Origin of the sequence: Streptomyces monticola (assembly GCF_042665355.1) — a bacterium.
Classification (GTDB): domain Bacteria; phylum Actinomycetota; class Actinomycetes; order Streptomycetales; family Streptomycetaceae; genus Streptomyces; species Streptomyces monticola.
The window spans coordinates 25,084-39,644 of sequence record NZ_JBHTCF010000003.1; the positions used below are offsets into that span (position 1 = coordinate 25,084).

General features: G+C 70.5%; 13 protein-coding genes. 5 read left to right on the forward strand and 8 right to left on the reverse strand.

Annotated elements, in window-relative coordinates; translation table 11 throughout:
• Window positions 1-214: 214 nt before the first annotated feature.
• Complete coding sequence (locus ACFQVC_RS08495) at window positions 215-574, forward strand: hypothetical protein (protein WP_381828395.1); 360 nt, start codon at window positions 215-217, stop codon at window positions 572-574.
• 101 nt (window positions 575-675) lie between these two features.
• Here the strand turns inward: ACFQVC_RS08495 and ACFQVC_RS08500 are convergent, their stop codons facing one another.
• The 5 genes from ACFQVC_RS08500 to ACFQVC_RS08520 form a co-directional block, all read right to left on the reverse strand.
• Window positions 676-1,272, reverse strand: a complete 597-nt coding sequence (locus ACFQVC_RS08500) for a gamma carbonic anhydrase family protein (protein WP_381828398.1) — start codon at window positions 1,270-1,272, stop codon at window positions 676-678.
• A 22-nt stretch (window positions 1,273-1,294) separates the two neighbouring features.
• Window positions 1,295-3,913, reverse strand: a complete 2,619-nt coding sequence (locus ACFQVC_RS08505; RefSeq protein WP_381828401.1) for an NACHT domain-containing protein — start codon at window positions 3,911-3,913, stop codon at window positions 1,295-1,297.
• A gap of 171 nt (window positions 3,914-4,084) precedes the next feature.
• Entirely contained in the window at window positions 4,085-6,400 is a 2,316-nt protein-coding gene (locus tag ACFQVC_RS08510) for a tetratricopeptide repeat protein (protein WP_381828404.1), read from the reverse strand.
• A gap of 62 nt (window positions 6,401-6,462) precedes the next feature.
• The gene (locus tag ACFQVC_RS08515; RefSeq protein ID WP_381828406.1) at window positions 6,463-7,089 is read right to left on the reverse strand and encodes a LysE family translocator; all 627 of its coding nucleotides are present in this window, start codon (window positions 7,087-7,089) and stop codon (window positions 6,463-6,465) included.
• Window positions 7,090-7,125: 36 nt separating this feature from the next.
• A complete protein-coding gene (locus tag ACFQVC_RS08520) occupies window positions 7,126-7,491 on the reverse strand; it encodes a hypothetical protein (protein WP_381828409.1) in 366 nt (121 codons plus the stop codon).
• A gap of 358 nt (window positions 7,492-7,849) precedes the next feature.
• On the opposite strand from ACFQVC_RS08520, the gene ACFQVC_RS08525 reads away from it, so the two are divergent.
• On the forward strand, window positions 7,850-8,968 hold the full coding sequence (locus tag ACFQVC_RS08525; RefSeq protein ID WP_381828412.1) for a TolB family protein: 1,119 nt from the start codon (window positions 7,850-7,852) through the stop codon (window positions 8,966-8,968).
• A 22-nt stretch (window positions 8,969-8,990) separates the two neighbouring features.
• Here ACFQVC_RS08525 and ACFQVC_RS08530 read toward each other — a convergent pair whose 3' ends face one another.
• Entirely contained in the window at window positions 8,991-10,322 is a 1,332-nt protein-coding gene (locus tag ACFQVC_RS08530; RefSeq protein ID WP_381828414.1) for an MFS transporter, read from the reverse strand.
• Between the two features lie 155 nt (window positions 10,323-10,477).
• Complete coding sequence (locus tag ACFQVC_RS08535) at window positions 10,478-10,942, reverse strand: hypothetical protein (protein WP_381828417.1); 465 nt, start codon at window positions 10,940-10,942, stop codon at window positions 10,478-10,480.
• A 245-nt stretch (window positions 10,943-11,187) separates the two neighbouring features.
• On the opposite strand from ACFQVC_RS08535, the gene ACFQVC_RS08540 reads away from it, so the two are divergent.
• The 3 genes from ACFQVC_RS08540 to ACFQVC_RS08550 all read left to right on the forward strand — a co-directional run bounded on the left by ACFQVC_RS08540 (window position 11,188) and on the right by ACFQVC_RS08550 (window position 14,057).
• A complete protein-coding gene (locus ACFQVC_RS08540) occupies window positions 11,188-11,565 on the forward strand; it encodes a hypothetical protein (RefSeq protein WP_381828420.1) in 378 nt (125 codons plus the stop codon).
• A 121-nt stretch (window positions 11,566-11,686) separates the two neighbouring features.
• Window positions 11,687-12,847 (forward strand): hypothetical protein, encoded by a 1,161-nt coding sequence (locus ACFQVC_RS08545; RefSeq protein ID WP_381828422.1) that lies wholly within the window; start codon window positions 11,687-11,689, stop codon window positions 12,845-12,847.
• 133 nt (window positions 12,848-12,980) lie between these two features.
• Entirely contained in the window at window positions 12,981-14,057 is a 1,077-nt protein-coding gene (locus ACFQVC_RS08550; RefSeq protein WP_381828425.1) for an NAD(P)/FAD-dependent oxidoreductase, read from the forward strand.
• Between the two features lie 53 nt (window positions 14,058-14,110).
• Here ACFQVC_RS08550 and ACFQVC_RS08555 read toward each other — a convergent pair whose 3' ends face one another.
• The gene (locus ACFQVC_RS08555; RefSeq protein ID WP_381828428.1) at window positions 14,111-14,479 is read right to left on the reverse strand and encodes a hypothetical protein; all 369 of its coding nucleotides are present in this window, start codon (window positions 14,477-14,479) and stop codon (window positions 14,111-14,113) included.
• Window positions 14,480-14,561: the final 82 nt, after the last annotated feature.

The window sequence follows — 14,561 nt, forward strand, 5'->3', positions numbered from 1 at the left end:
TAACACTCCCTTCCCGGGTGGCGCAGAGGTACGTGCGGGTGCGACATGGAGCACCCGCATTCGGCCACGGCCGGGAATTCACCGAATGGGGAACTTCGTCCGTGGCCGCTCCTCCATGCCTTCGAGGCGTTGTGCGCGCCGGATTGGGATTTCAGTGAGCGACCCCAGGCCCTTCCCCCAGCACCACCAAGCCGATCACCCCCAGGGTGGCCACATGCCCGGCCCCGGCCCTTACCCCCATCCCGGCCATCAGCCCCACCCTGATGGCCAGTACCGCTCCGCCCGCCCCGCGGACGGCTCAGCCGCGAGGAAGTCCGCCCTGGTCATCCACACCATCGCCGATGTCGCCGCGGGCTTCCTCGGTCTGTGGATCCTGCTCTACCTGCTCGAAGCCAACCAGGCGAACGTCTTCGTCGAGTTCGTGCGGGGCGTCGCGGACTGGCTGGCCGGCTGGTCGCAGGACATCTTCACCACGGAGACGGCGGGCCTCCGCGTCCTCCTCAATTACGGTCTGCCGGCGGTGATCTACCTGCTCATCGGGCACGGCACGGCGGCACGGCTACGCCATCTCTGATCTGAACTGTTCACCGGCGAATTACTTGTCGGCCACGCATGTGAAGAATTGGAAACCACGGAGCGGGGATCAGGAATCAGGGATCAGAGATCCCCGATTCCTCACTCCTCAAGCAGCCGGTCGTCGAAGTGCGCCCCATAGAAATCGGCTTGGCGGGCCATCACGGTACGCATCGCAGTGCCGCGCGGAACGCCGTAGACCGTGCCGGGGAAGTCGAGGTCCCGCTGCTTCTCCCACAGTTCGTCGTGCCGGTCGGGCGAGAACAGCTCGGCCGGGTCGCCGGCCGCGATCCAGCCGATGGGTACGACGGTGTCCGGGCGCAGCGTCGAGTTGACGTGCAGCACGCTGTTGATGCGCAGCTCGGAGCGGGCACCGGCCACGGAGCCGGGGAAGAGGGACGCCCCGGTCGCCACGAACACCTCGTCCTCCACGACGGCCCCGTTGACGTGGGCGTGCGGACCGATCAGCACGGAGTCGCCAAGGAGCGCGGGGTGCCCGGCCCGGCCGCGCACGAGGGCGTGCTCCATGACCACCACTTCGGCGCCGGTGCGTACCTCCCCGTCCTCCGCGGTGAGTACGGCGCCGTGCAGCACGCGGGCCCGCTCCCCCAGGACGACCGCTCCGCACAGGACGGCCGAAGGGGCGACGTAGGCGGACGCGGGGACCACCGGCTTCTTGCCTCGATGTTCGATCAGCATGTCCCGACCCTAGAACGGCGCCTCAGCGGGTACGCACCACCTCGACATGTTCCGGGACCGCCTGCCGGATCTCCTGCGGGCCGGTGAGCAGCGTGCGTTCCACGGTCACCCGCACCAGGTTCGGCAGGGTGCCGAGCCATTCCACGCCGTACTCCGGCTCGTGTTCGAGCCACAGATGGGTCACGCGCTCGGTGATGAGGCCGGCGGTCAGTTCCTCCGGTGTGAACGAGGCGGAGACCTGGATCCGCGCACGTCCGCCGAGCGCGCGCAGGGTGTCGAGCTCGCGACGGTTCGTCACCGTGTAGTAGACGCCGGTCTCGTCGAGGTGCGCGATGACCTCCTCGGCGAACACGGCGGTGTCGAGCCGGTGCCAGGCCCATACGAGTTGCTGGCGCACGTCGACGTCCGGGTGGTCGCGGAAGCGGGCCAGGACGGGGATCGCGGCGTCGGTTCCGATGAGGCTCGCGGTCTGGACGACCCGGCGCGCCTCTTCGGCGGTGAGCTCGTCGGGCCCGGGGAGCAGCCCGAGGACGATGGGTCCGACCTCGATCAGGTCTCCCATCACCTGGTGGTCCTGGGGCGGAAGCAGCGCCGCCGTGTGTTCCTTGACGCGGGCGCGGACCGCGGGGTCGAGTTCGGTGGCGTCCTCGAGGCAGGCTGCGGACAGCAGGGCGCCGCGCCGGTCACCGCGGTCCAGGAGCGCGGTGAGCAGGTCGGCGCGCTCGTCCTTGCGGGCGTGGGCGACCGCCATGCGGATGACGTCCTCCCACTGGTCGAGATGGGCGTTGTTGACGAGGAGTCCGAAGTCACGCTCTTCGACCGCCGCCTTGGCGCCCAGGTAGTCCTGGAAGGTGCGGTGGATGAAGTCCAGGGCGGCGGGTCCCGGTTCGCGCAACAGGCCGGAGCGCAGCAGCAGATGGCGGCAGATCTCCTGGGCGGTCCCCTGCTCTGCGACGTACGGCATGGCGGCGAGCGCATCGTCGATGAGGGCGACGGCGACGCCCTCGGACATCTCGGAGCGGCCGTTGCGGATCATCCAGTACGCGAGTTTCTGCAGGAGCTGGATCTGGGGCTCGCGGGTCAGCTGGATGCCGTCGGGTGCGCTGGGCAGATCGCGCTCGCGGTCACGGCGCTCCAGGAGCATCCACAGGGCGGCGTCATAGAGGTCCTTGCGTCCGTGCGGCAGATAGCCGCGGCGTTCGCGGTGCAGCGCGCAGATCAGGCCGCACATCAGGGGGTTGGTGGCCAGGCGGGCCAGTTCCTGCTTGGTGCGGATCGCGGTCAGCAGGGCCCGTTCGAGGGAGGCGTCGGCTCCGGCGGCCGTATGCCAACGGCTTATGAACTGCGCCACGTCGCTACGGCTCATGGGCGAAAGGGCCAGCTCGGTGAAGCCTTCCGCGTCCAGCCAGTCCTCGCGTACGGCGGAGGGCCGTGAGGTGACGAGCCAGAGGTTGCCGGGGAAGACGCCGAGCAGTTCGTGCAGCCAGCGGCGGGTGCGCTCGCGCTCCTGCGCCGGGACTTCGTCGATGCCGTCGACGAGTACGAGGGCCCGGCCCGCGCTCAGGACCCGCTCCGCCCAGCCGCCGGGCTGCATCCCGGCCAGCGGGCAGCCGACGGCGGCGAGGAAGCGGTCGGGGGTGGGCAGTACGGCGCCCGGCCCGGTGTTGCGGATGAGGGTGCGCAGCGGCAGTACGAAGGGGACGCGTCCCAGGAGGTAGTGGCGCCCGTCACCGGTGTCCTGGCGGGCGGCGGTCACCGCGAGCCACTGCACCAGGGTGGTCTTGCCGGAGCCGGCGACACCGCGCAGGAGCAGCCGGTCGTGTGCGGCGAGCGCACGCTCGATGGGCTGGGAGTGAACCTGCCAGACCCCTTGGGCATGGCTGTCGCCGCCTCCGCCGTCGGGAAGCCCGGTTCCGGTGGCCGGGCGCTCGGTCCTCGTCGTCTCCAGGCTCAAGTACGCCGCGCCCAGGGGCCATTCGCGGGACTGGTTGAGGTCGATTCCGTAGATGGTCAGGAGGCCGTGCTTGTGCTCGATGTGCCGGGCGTAGCGCCACTCGAACCCGGCGTCCTCGGCGGACTGCGCGGGAGTGCGCTCGATCAGCAGGTCGACCCGGGCGACGAGATCGCTCAGCTGCTGGCTCTGCGTGACGAGGGTGCGCGCGACGAAGGTGGACCGCTGCGTGAAGAAGTTCAGGATGTGCAGACAGGCCACTTCGAGCAGGGCGTTGTGGAAGTGCAGGGCGTCCGCGGACAGAAACAGCGGCCGTCTGGCCTCCTTGCGCAGCAGCCACGCGAGCCCCGCAGGTCCGAGGCGTACGGCCTGGACGTCATCCATCTCCAGCTCGCCGAGCACATGCAGGGTGTGCATCAGGGTCTCGGCCACCAACTGCTGCTCGTCGTCGGGCAGCGGCGGGTCGTACGGCCCGGCCTCCTTGAGCGCCCGCTTGATCAGCTCCGTGGTGAGCTTGCGCATGTCCCGCTCGGTGAAGGTGCGCTTCTCCCCCATGAAGGACACGAGCCGCGACACCCGCACGGGCCGGTCCACAAGCCCCGCGCCCGGCCCGTCGGCGACGAACAGCTTCTTGATGAGCGGCGCCACGGCACTCGACGCGAGCCGGGTCCCGATGGCTGCGGGATCCATGTTCGCTCCCCCCGATATCGATTGCGCGGCACTGAGCGGAACCGCGCGGCGGCACTGCGTGCAGGGGCTCCAGAGTAGGGCAGGTCAACGGCTTGCAGCGAAGGGGGCGTTGGTGCTCGTTCGATGCGGTGACCCCGGCTCAGGCGCGGGCGTGCGGGCCCTTCCCGGCGGTCACTCCTCGTCCGATCTCATCGACGACTCGTGCAGCATCTCCTGGCAGCGGACCAAGTCGTTGCGACTGGCGAGTGCGTCGGGGTGGTCGGGACCGAGGACCCGCTCCCGGTCTTCGGCCACCCGCCGGCACTCGGGAAGGGCGTCGGCCCACCGGCCGAGCCAGCCCAGGCACACGGCGACCTCGCGGCGGCTGATGAGCGTGTCGGGATGGCCGGCGCCGAAGACGCGCTCCCTGACGGAGAGGACGTCGCGAGCCTCGGTGAGGGCCTCGCCCCACCGGTCGAGCCTTCCGAGATTGACACTCACGCCGTGGCGGGCGCGCAGGGTCTCGGGGTGGTCGGGGCCCTGGAGGCGGGTGCGGTCCTCCGCCAGCGCTCGGTAGCGCGTCAGAGCTTCGGCACTCCGCCCGAGCCGGCCGAGACCGACGGCCACTTCGTGGCGGACGGCAAGGGCGTTCGGATCATCGGGACCGACGACCCGGACATAGTCCTCGAGGAGCTCCTGGTACGCACGGAGCGCCTTCCCCCAGCGCCCCAACTTGCCCAGCTGGTAAGCCACTTCGTAACGGGTGGCGAGCGTATCGAGGTGGTCGGCGCCCAGAACCCGGGTGCGGTCGGCGGCCACCTCCTGCGCCATGCGGTGCGCATCCTCCAGACGTCCGAGTGTGCTCAGGGTGAAGGCGAGATTGTGGCGGCAGCGCAGGGTACTGGGGTGATCGGGCCCCATCGTCCGCTCACGGGCTGCGAGTACCGACGTGTACACCTGCTCCGCCTCGCCGCGGCGGCCCAGCTGACCCAGCGCGTAGCCGGCCTCTTGGCGGGCGGCGAGTGTGTCTTCATGGTCGGCGCCCAGCACACGCGTCCTGACCTGGGCGACGTGAGTGAACTCGGTCAGCGCTTCGGCCGGGCGGCTGAGGCGGGAGAGGGCGAAGGCGATCTCGTAGCGGCCGGCGAGGGTATCGGGGTGGTCGGCGCCCAGCGAACGGGTGCGCTCGGCCACGACGGCGCGGTGGATCCGATGGGCCTCCTCCCAGCGCTTGAGACGGCCGACCGCGAAGCCGACGTCATAGGCCTGGCGGTGATCGAGATGTGACGCGAGGTCGGCCGGCATCCCCTCCGGAACGGGCTGCAGCCCCGGGACATCCAGGAGGTAGTCGAATGCCTGGTATCCGTCGCCGGAGTTGATCAGGAGACTCCCCGTGGCACCGTGCACGGGTCTGCACAGCCAGGAGAACGCCTCGTCCAGAGACTCGGGGCGCAGGCGGCTGCCGCCGCGTTGTTCCAGATAGCGGACGTGCAGGTCCGCCAGAACGGCCGCCGCCAAGGGGGCGTGCATGGACACGCGCCGACAGTCCACGGCCGCGGCCAGGACAGCGGCGGCTCGCGGATGTCCGCCGGGTGTCCAGGCGTTGTGCCAGGACGCGAGCATGGTGGGGCCGCAGGCCAGCGTCTCCGCGATACCGAACCGTTCGTCATCCACCGCGCGGACGATGCGTTGGTCCTGTGCGTCAGCGGCACGCCGCCGTTCGGCGGCCGACCAATGCCGGTCGATCCGGATGGTGCGCGCGCTCTGCAGCAGTTCGCGGGCCGTTCGTTCTCGCTGTGCCCGCTCATCCGCGGGTGCGTCGGAGGGAGGAGAGATGAACTGCTGATGCTCGTGCGTACGCATGGTGGCCATCACCAGCACCTCGCGTGAGCCGTCACCCAGCAGCCGGGCGAGCAGGGCAGGGGTGAGTCCTTGCCCGCCCAGATACCGCTCCAGGTCGTCGAGCCAGACGACGACCTGCTTCTCCCTCTGAACGGCGGGCAGGAGCGCGGCGATCCCCGCGGGGGCGGGCGACGCCAACGCATGCCCCGGGCACAGATTCCGAAGGGCCTCGTAGGCGAGACGTGTCTTGCCGGCCGTGGAATCGCCGACGATCAGGATGAATCCCCCGCGCCTGATGGCGGCGTGTACGTCGTCTTCCCGGTCGCGGCGCACGAACGGCGGTACGCGGTCCTCCGCACCGTCACGGATGACGGACTCGGCGGCGTGCACGCCGAGGGCGAGCGGCTCGTCCAGATCACGCACACGCGGCAGCCGGCCGTCGGCGCCGACCGCGTAGAGGCTGTCCGCCACGAGTTCGCGTTCCTGTGCGGCCCGGTCGATGCGGGCCGACACTCGTGTGACGGGCAGCGCCGTGATGGCCGCGGCCCCCGCCGCGACAGCGGCGGCCCGCTCCGGCGGCAGCCAGATGGCCGCGGTGAACCCCGCGAGCGCGGCGATCCCGGCGAGAGCGAAATAGACCGCCCACAAGCGGGCCCGACCTGCCACGCGCCTCCCCACTTCCCCTCTTCCCTGCCGGCGACTACGGGCCGGCCGAGCCCGTTCGGGCCCTACCTCGCCGTCACGGTCCTGACCCCGAACGCGACCAGCACAGCTCCCGCCAGGCGGCTCACCCCGCGGCGGAACCGGGGCGTGTCGATGGCCGTGCGTGCGGCGTCGACCACCGAGGTCCAGAACAGCAGCCAGACCAGGACGACGGCCACGTGCGCGGCCACAAGTGCCGCGATCTGCGGGGCAATCGGGCTGCTCGACGTGAGGAACTGCGGCGCCAGGGTGAGATAGACCGACGCCGCCTTCGGGTTGAGGACATTCGACCACAACCCCTGCCCGAAGCCGCCCAGTTGAGCCCACGGCAGGCGCCATCGCGCCCGCACCGGCGCTTCGGCGTCCCGGCGCGCCGAGCGCCATGTGGCCACGCCGAGCCAGATGAGATAGCCGCCGCCCAGAATCTTCACCACCGTCAACGCCTGTGCGGACGACATGACCAGGGCCGAAAGCCCGGCCGCGGCGAACGCCGCGTGCACGAAGAGCCCACACGCCGAACCGAAAGTGACGAGCACGCCATCAGCCCGCGAACCGGCGATCACGCGCTGCGTGACCAGGGTGAAGCTGGTGCCGGGAATCAAGGTGAGGGGTGTGACCGCGGCTACGAAGCCGAGCATCTGATGCCACTGCACACAATGAGCCTAGCCACCCCGGCCCCGAAGTGCCCCTCAGAGGAACAGGACCAGCTTTGCCGCCTCGGCCAGCGGGATGCCGGGGGCCTGCTTGCGCAGCGTACGTATGGCGTGTGCGTTGCCCTTGGCGTCCCGGGCGGCGCGGACGGCGTCACGGTCGGCGACCAGCCACACCGCCTCACTGGTCGGGTACATACGCTCGTACCGTGCGCGGCGCTCCCGCTTCTTCTTGCGGGAAACGAACACCGAGAGCACGAGCATGGGGACCTCGGCCACCAAGCCGATCGAGACCAGAGTGCCGGTCGTGTCACCGTCCAGGACGGCCCCGTAGGAGAGCAGCGCACCCGCGGTGGCGAAGAGCACCGCGATGCCGACGACGGACCAGAAGAGTTTTTCGAGCATGGGGCGCCAACCTGACAACACGCGTCGCTACGGCACAGCGGCCCTCTGCCGGTCGTCCCGTGGGCAAAACCTCTCTGCCGCACCGCAGATGGGCCTCAGACGCATTGACCCGCGACCGCCTCCGCGCTTTCATCGCGTAAGTCCTCCGCCAACGGGCGGGGGCAAGGGGGTACGAGGGCGGCCGTCGCCGTCGCTCGTCCGAAGGGGGAGCCGTCCGATGAGAACGAGACCCTGCTTACGCGTCGCGCTGACCGCCGCCCTGGCAGCCGCCCTCACGTGGCCGGCCTGGCCCGCGGGGGCGGCCGGAACGGCGGGGGCTGCGGCCGATGCCCCGGTCCCGCGCACCGAGCGGATCAGTGTGGCGCCCGACGGCACCGGCGGCAACTGGCACTCGGTGCAACCGGTGGTCAGCGCGGACGGACGTGTCGTGGCCTTCCAGTCGGCGGCGAACAACCTGGTACCGGGCGGCACGGACGTCAGCAACAGCATCTACTACCGCACAGCTCCCGGCGCCCCGCTGCAGCGCGTGGTGGTGCCGGGCAAGTCGACGCAGACGCCACAACTGTCCGAGTCCGGACGGTACTTGACCTTCAACTCATGGTCGGTCGCCGCCGGGAACTCCGTACACATCATGGACCTGCGCACCGGGCGCATCGAGCCCCTGGCGCCCACCCTCGACGACGGCTACCGGGTGTCGTTCGGCGTGGCCCCGGTCAGCGCGAACGGACGGTATGTCGCCTTCGCCGCCCGGCCCGCCGGCGACGTCGAGGACACGTACGCCTGCCGGCTCATGGTCCTGGACCGCTGGACGCAGAAGGCGCAGCGGGTCAGCCCGCCCGCGGACGGCGCGAAGGACGTGCACCAGTGCGAGCAGGTCTCGATGAGCGCCGACGGGCGCAAAGTCGCCTACCTGCAGGGCTATTCGGGGCCGAGCGACGACGACCGGGGCGACATCCTGGTGTACGACCGGGTGTCGGGCAGGACCGTACAGGCCGACGCCACGCATGACGGCGCCCCGGCCGACAGGTCGGCGATCGCCCCCGTACTGAGCGCGGACGGCTCCAAGGTCGGCTTCAACTCGGTGGCCACCAACCTGGTCCCGGGCACCGATCCGAACGGCGACTCCAGCACGTCCTGGAACGCCTTCGTCCGCGATCTGCGCACCGGCACACTCCAGCGCCACGACGGCCGCTCCCCCACCGATCTCGTCCTGGTGTCGGATCTGTCGGTGGACGGTTCGAAGCTGCTCCTCAACACGGCCGACGCGGACCGCAGGACGCTGGGGCTGATCCTGCGCGATCCGCGCACCGGCCGCGACGAGATGCTGTCACCGGGGCAGGACGGCAAGCCCGTCACCGTGGGGCGGGCGGCGCTGAGCGCGGACGAGTCGACGGCCGTCTTCGACTCCTTCCACCCCGGCCTGGTGCCGGATGACACCAACCTGATCGGGGATGTGTTCGTCCGAACCCTGCGCTGATCCGCCCACCGCCGACCGGGGCTCAGCCGACGCGGCTGATCTCCTGGGACGACGCGGAAGCCTGCTCCTTGCCCGCCTTCTTGCCCACCTTGTTCAGGTCGAGGTCCTTCGTCTCGCGCATCGTCAGGTAGACGATCAGGGAGACCGCGGCGCAGCCCGCCACGTACCAGTAGAAGCCGGACTCGATGCCGCCGTCCTTGAACCAGAGGGCGACATATTCGGCCGTACCGCCGAAGAGGGCGTTGGCGATGGCGTACGGCAGCGCGACGCCGAGCGCACGGATGCCGGTCGGGAACAGTTCGGCCTTCACGCAGGCGTTGATCGAGGTGTACCCGGTGACCACGACGAGAGCCAGGAGGGAGAGGCCGAGTGCGGGCCAGAAGGAGCCCGCGTGCTGCAGCAGCGTCATGATCGGGACGGTCAGGAAGGTCGAGCCGACCGCGAAGGTGATCAGCAGCGGGCGGCGGCCGATACGGTCCGAGAGCATGCCCGCCAGCGGCTGCAGACAGGCGAAGACGATCAGGGCGCAGAAGGACACCAGCGTGGCCGTCTGCTTGGGCAGACCCGCGGAGTTGGAGAGGTACTTCGTCAGGTAGGTCGTGTACGTGTAGTACGCGACCGTGCCGCCCATCGTCAGGGCGATCACCAGGAACGCCTCGCGCTTGTGCTGCAGCAGCGTCTTGATCGTGCCCTTGTCGTCGGCCGCGGTGTCGTCGGCGGACTCCTCGTAGACCTCGGTCTCCAGCATGTTCCGGCGCAGATAGAAGATCACCGCGGCACCGAGCGCGCCGATGATGAAGGGGATGCGCCAGCCCCAGCTGTGCAGGGCGTCGTCGGACATGGTGCGCTGCAGGAGGATCTGCAGGCCGAGGCCGAGAATCTGGCCCGCGGTCATCGACACGTACTGGAAGCTGGAGGCGAAGCCGCGCCTGCTGGGGTCGGAGGCCTCGGTGAGATAGGTCGCGGAGGCGGCGTACTCACCGCCGACCGAGAGTCCCTGCAGGAGCCGGGCGATGAGCAGGACCGCGGCGCCGCCGTAGCCCGCGACGCCGTACGTCGGGGCGATCGCGATGAGGACCGCCGAGGCCGACATCAGGCTGACGGTCAGCGTGAGCGCGGCCTTACGGCCCTTGCGGTCGCCCACCCGGCCGAGCAGCCAGCCGCCGACCGGCCGCATGAAGAAGCCGACCGCGAAGATGCCCGCTGTGTTCATGAGCTGGGCGGTCGGGTTGCCGCTGGGGAAGAAGGAGGCCGCGAAATACGTCGAGAAGCTGGCGTAGACGAACCAGTCGAACCACTCGACCATGTTGCCGGCCGAGCCGACCCAGATCTTCTTCCATTGCTGTCGTTCCATGGGGGACACGCTGCCGGAATGATCACTTCCGAGACAAGTGGCGCTTACAACGATCGCGTATCGCCGCTCGATCACCACCCGCCTCCAGGGCCACCAGCCCGGCTTCCGGCGGCCCGGCCCCTCGCTCCCCGCCCCCCGCTCCCGGCTCCCGGCTGTCAGCTGCCGCCGACCACCGGTCCTGGTACCGGACGCGGAGCCGGGGACGGGACCGGGCGCGGGGCCCGACGCGGGGCCGGGAGCGGGTCCGTTTGCTCAGCGCGGTGCGCATCGACATCACCACGGGCCTGGTCGCGTGCCATCTGCTCGGAGCGCCGGGCCGGGTAACCGGGCCGGTCGTGCAGCGCCGCCCGCAGCCGGTCGGCGCTGACCCCGCAGTGCACGGCGACGTCCCGGATGAGAGCGCGTGCGGCGAGCGGCTGCAGCATCTGCTCCCACAGCAGCCGAACGCCCGCGGCCAGCACCGCCGCTTCGTCGGCCGCTGCCCGCCCTCTGCTGCGCTCGGCCACCGCCCGCAGCTCCGCCAGCTGCGCCAGCCTCTCGGTCACATCGGCCTGCGGGCGTCCCTCGTACACCGTCATGCCCTCCACCCTCGCGCCGAACATCCCTGACAGGGAAGGCATTTCCGCCCGCGTACCGGATCAGCCACGGACCAGCCCCGGACCAGCCCCGGATCAGCCACCGGCAGGCTGCGAGGCCTGGGGCCACACCCCGCGACCGCCCCCGGCCACTGGATCTCCCAGTGCTCCACCCCGCCGCGGGTCAGGAGCTCCTCCAGCTCCGCGAGGCTGCTTCCGGTGAATTCCCTCTGCCGAACGATCCGGCGAAAACCGTTCCCGAACAAGATCACGTCAGGCAGGCTGTCCACGTGCCCTCTCTGCCGCAGCCCGCTCAGTCCCCGGAGTCCCAACACCCCTCCGCCGACGCCCACATGGTGGTCTGCGGTGACGACGCGCTCGCCGAACGGCTCGCCGCCGAGCTGGCGCAGGTGTACCGGGAGCGCGTCACCCTGGTGATCCCCTCCCCCGCGGACTCCCGTCGTGCCACCGCCCGTACTCACGTACGCCAACCGGGCCGGGCCTCGGCCCTGTTCGGGCGGGTGACGTCGGTCATGGGGGTCCGCACGGCGGGCAACTCGCCCGACGCCGACGGCCCCGACGCGGATCCGGGGGACGGCATCCGGGTGCTGCAGGCCGCGGAGCCCGACGACGACGCCCTGGCCGAGGCCGACACCGACAACCGTTGAGTTTCACGAGATCCCCCTGGTCAACGCCTCGGCACGGTCAATAGGCTGACCTGGATCCGATCGACCAAGATTCTCTACAGGGGCCCTCGCGCGAGGGTGTTCCAACCACGGGGGCAGTCCGGTGAGTTCCGGCGCAGATGACGTACGTCCGACAGCCGCGCCCGGCACCGGCACGGTCCGACAGACGACGCGACGGCGGCGATGGCTCCCCAGCGGAAAGGCCACCGCCTGGGCGGCGGCCGCCCTCGCCGTGCTCGCGCTCGTCACCTACGAGACCAAACCGCTGTGGCAGCCGTGGTGGTACGCCGCCACCTTGTGCGACGGCACGCTCGCCGCGGCCGACCTCGCCGATGTGCTGCCCGACGAACGGCTGCAGCCGGGCCGCAATGACGTCAGCCTCGAAGCGGGCTCGCTGAAATGCAGCGTCCACAGGGACGACCGGCACTTCGTCCTCTCCGTCAGGGCGCAGACCGACCCGGCGGAGGTCCGCCGCGAACTCGCCATGGCGTTCACCATTCCCCACGAGCCGGACTTCGTCTTCCTGGCCGGTGTCCCGGGCTTCCAGGACGATCTCGGTCCGGTCATCCTCCAGGAGTGCCCCGGCCTCGGGCGGGACGAGAAGGGAAGCAAGCGACGGCTCCTGACCAGGGTCATCGGCCCCTCGACCGGCGAGACACCCGACCCCGCGCTGCTGCGGATCGCGGTGTCCGCGGCCAACTCGGCCTCGGACGGCTCGGGTTGCGGCGCGAAGCCCCTGCCGCTGCCCGAGAAGACCGCGCACCCCGAGGACCGCACGCTCTCCCTCGCCGCCGCGGCCGGCACACCCTGCGGCTGGCTGACCCGGACCCGCCTGCCGGAGAACCCGTCCGGGAAACCCTGGGCCGTCCAGGCCCGCACCACCTCCGGCACCCCCATCACCAGCTGCGCCCTGATCGACCCGGCCAAGGACCGGACAGCGGTGGAATTCAACGGCTGGTACGGCGACTGGACCGACGAACCCTTCGAGACCCTGCTCGCGGCCAACGTGGACTATCCGGACGACCTGACCGCACGCGGCCCCATGATGGCCGAGCACCTGGGCCGGGCCACCGCCCGCTGCGGCGACGAGTCGGCCAACTTCCAGGCGTACAGCCACATGCGAGAGAACGAGGTCACGGACCGCTACCTGACCGGGGCCCAACTGCGCCCGCTCCTGAACGCGTTCACCAAGGACCAGGCACACCGGCGCGGCTGCGACGGCGTCGAACTCCCCGGCCGCACCATCCACCCGATGAGCGACTGACTCCGAGAACCTCTCTGCGGACTGCCCGCAGGGGGCGTCAACTGCCCGTGACCCGGATCACGTTCGCCGGATGTCACAGACGGCAGGGCCCTCTCGTCTCGGGTGTGAGCAGTCACCGCGACAGGAGGTCGTCATGAAGGTAGTAGTGGTGGGCGCCGGATACGCAGGTACGTATGCGGCGAACCGGGTGTCCAAGAAGGTGAAGGGCGCCGAGGTCACGGTGGTCAACCCGCGCCCCGAGTTCGTGGAACGCGTACGGCTGCACCAGCAGATCGCCGGGACGCACTCCGCGGCGACACCGCTCGGCTCGATGCTGCGCGCCGGGATCACCTCGTACATCGGCAGCGTCACCAAGGTCGGTGACGGCATCGTCGGTCTCGAGGACGGCACGAGCCTCGACTTCGACTATGTCTTCCTCGCCGTGGGCAGCACGGTGCGGCCCATGGAGGGGACGGTCCCGGTCGGCACGTGGGAGGGGGCACAGCGGGCGCGCGGCGTGCTCGCCGCACTCGCCCCGGGCAGCACCGTCACGGTCATCGGAGGCGGCGCGACCGGTGTGGAGACGGCGTCCGAGATCGCCGAGGCGAGGCCTGACGTACGGGTGCGGATCGTCGGCACTTCGGTCGGCGAGGGCCTGACCCACGGGGCGCGGCAGCGGACGCGGACCGGTCTCGAACGGCTCGGGGTCGACATCGTGGACGACGGAGTCACCGAAGTGGCCGCCGGGACCGGGGAGTTCGACGGCGAGGTGCAGCTGCGCTCGGCGGCGTCCTTCGCCTCCGACCTCACCCTGTGGGCGATCCTTTCCGGCGTCCCCGAGCTCGCGGCCCGCAGCGGCCTCGAGGTCGACGCCGAGGGGCGCACAGTCGTCGACGCCGGCCTGCGCAGCGTCACCGACCGGCGGGTCTTCGCGGTGGGCGACTGCGCGGGCGTGCCCGGCAGCCGGTTCGCCTGCCAGACCGCCGGGCAGTCGGCCGATCACGCGGTCGACAGCCTGATCCGCGTACTCGACGGCCACGCGCCCGAGCCGTACTCGCCGCGCTACGTGGGACGGTGCGTCAGCCTCGGACGCAAGGACGCCGTGGCCCAGTCCACCCGGCGCGACGACACCCTGCGGCAGGCCTACGTCACCGGGCGGGCCGGGGCCGCGCTCAAGCAACTGGCCTTCAGCGGCTCGAAGTTCGGGTCCCGTTGGGCCGTCGGCGGCTGAGCCGGCCGGTCACGCCCCGCCGCTCAGCCCCGACTGCTTCCAGCTGCTTCCCGCTACTTCCAGCACCAGTAACGCGTGGACTTCCAGCGGATGTTGTTCTTGAACTTGCTGTGCGGCTTGATCTTGAGCTGAATCGTCCAGCTCTTGTTGTGCCCGATCCAGGTCTTGCCGGAACGGTTGATCACGGACAGGACGCGCTTGTCGGTCCAGCCGTAACGCGACGAGTGGCCGCGGCACTTGGAGTTGTCGCGGCCGTAGCTGTACGTCCGCACCCCGTCGCGGAATCCCGTGTTGCCGTAGGTACAGACCGCCTTGGCCCGGCACGTGGCCCGCTCGGCGCCCACTTCCCCCGTGGCGGCGCCGGCGTGACCGGCACTGACGCCCGTGACCAGGAGTGCCACGGCGAACACTGCTGCCGCCACTCCCCTGCTTGCACTACTGCGCATGCTGAACACGCAGTCCCCCTTACTTTGTCCTGTGTCGAACAGCCACCCACATTAAGCG

Excerpts from the sequence above, each read along its gene's own strand:
- ACFQVC_RS08495 (WP_381828395.1), top strand. The coding sequence starts at position 215 with ATGCCCGGCCCCGGCCCTTACCCCCATCCCGGCCATCAGCCCCACCCT.
- ACFQVC_RS08550 (WP_381828425.1), top strand. The coding sequence starts at position 12,981 with ATGAAGGTAGTAGTGGTGGGCGCCGGATACGCAGGTACGTATGCGGCG.
- ACFQVC_RS08530 (WP_381828414.1), bottom strand. The coding sequence starts at position 10,322 with ATGGAACGACAGCAATGGAAGAAGATCTGGGTCGGCTCGGCCGGCAAC.
- ACFQVC_RS08520 (WP_381828409.1), bottom strand. The coding sequence starts at position 7,491 with ATGCTCGAAAAACTCTTCTGGTCCGTCGTCGGCATCGCGGTGCTCTTC.
- ACFQVC_RS08500 (WP_381828398.1), bottom strand. The coding sequence starts at position 1,272 with ATGCTGATCGAACATCGAGGCAAGAAGCCGGTGGTCCCCGCGTCCGCC.
- ACFQVC_RS08505 (WP_381828401.1), bottom strand. The coding sequence starts at position 3,913 with ATGGATCCCGCAGCCATCGGGACCCGGCTCGCGTCGAGTGCCGTGGCG.
- ACFQVC_RS08535 (WP_381828417.1), bottom strand. The coding sequence starts at position 10,942 with ATGCCTTCCCTGTCAGGGATGTTCGGCGCGAGGGTGGAGGGCATGACG.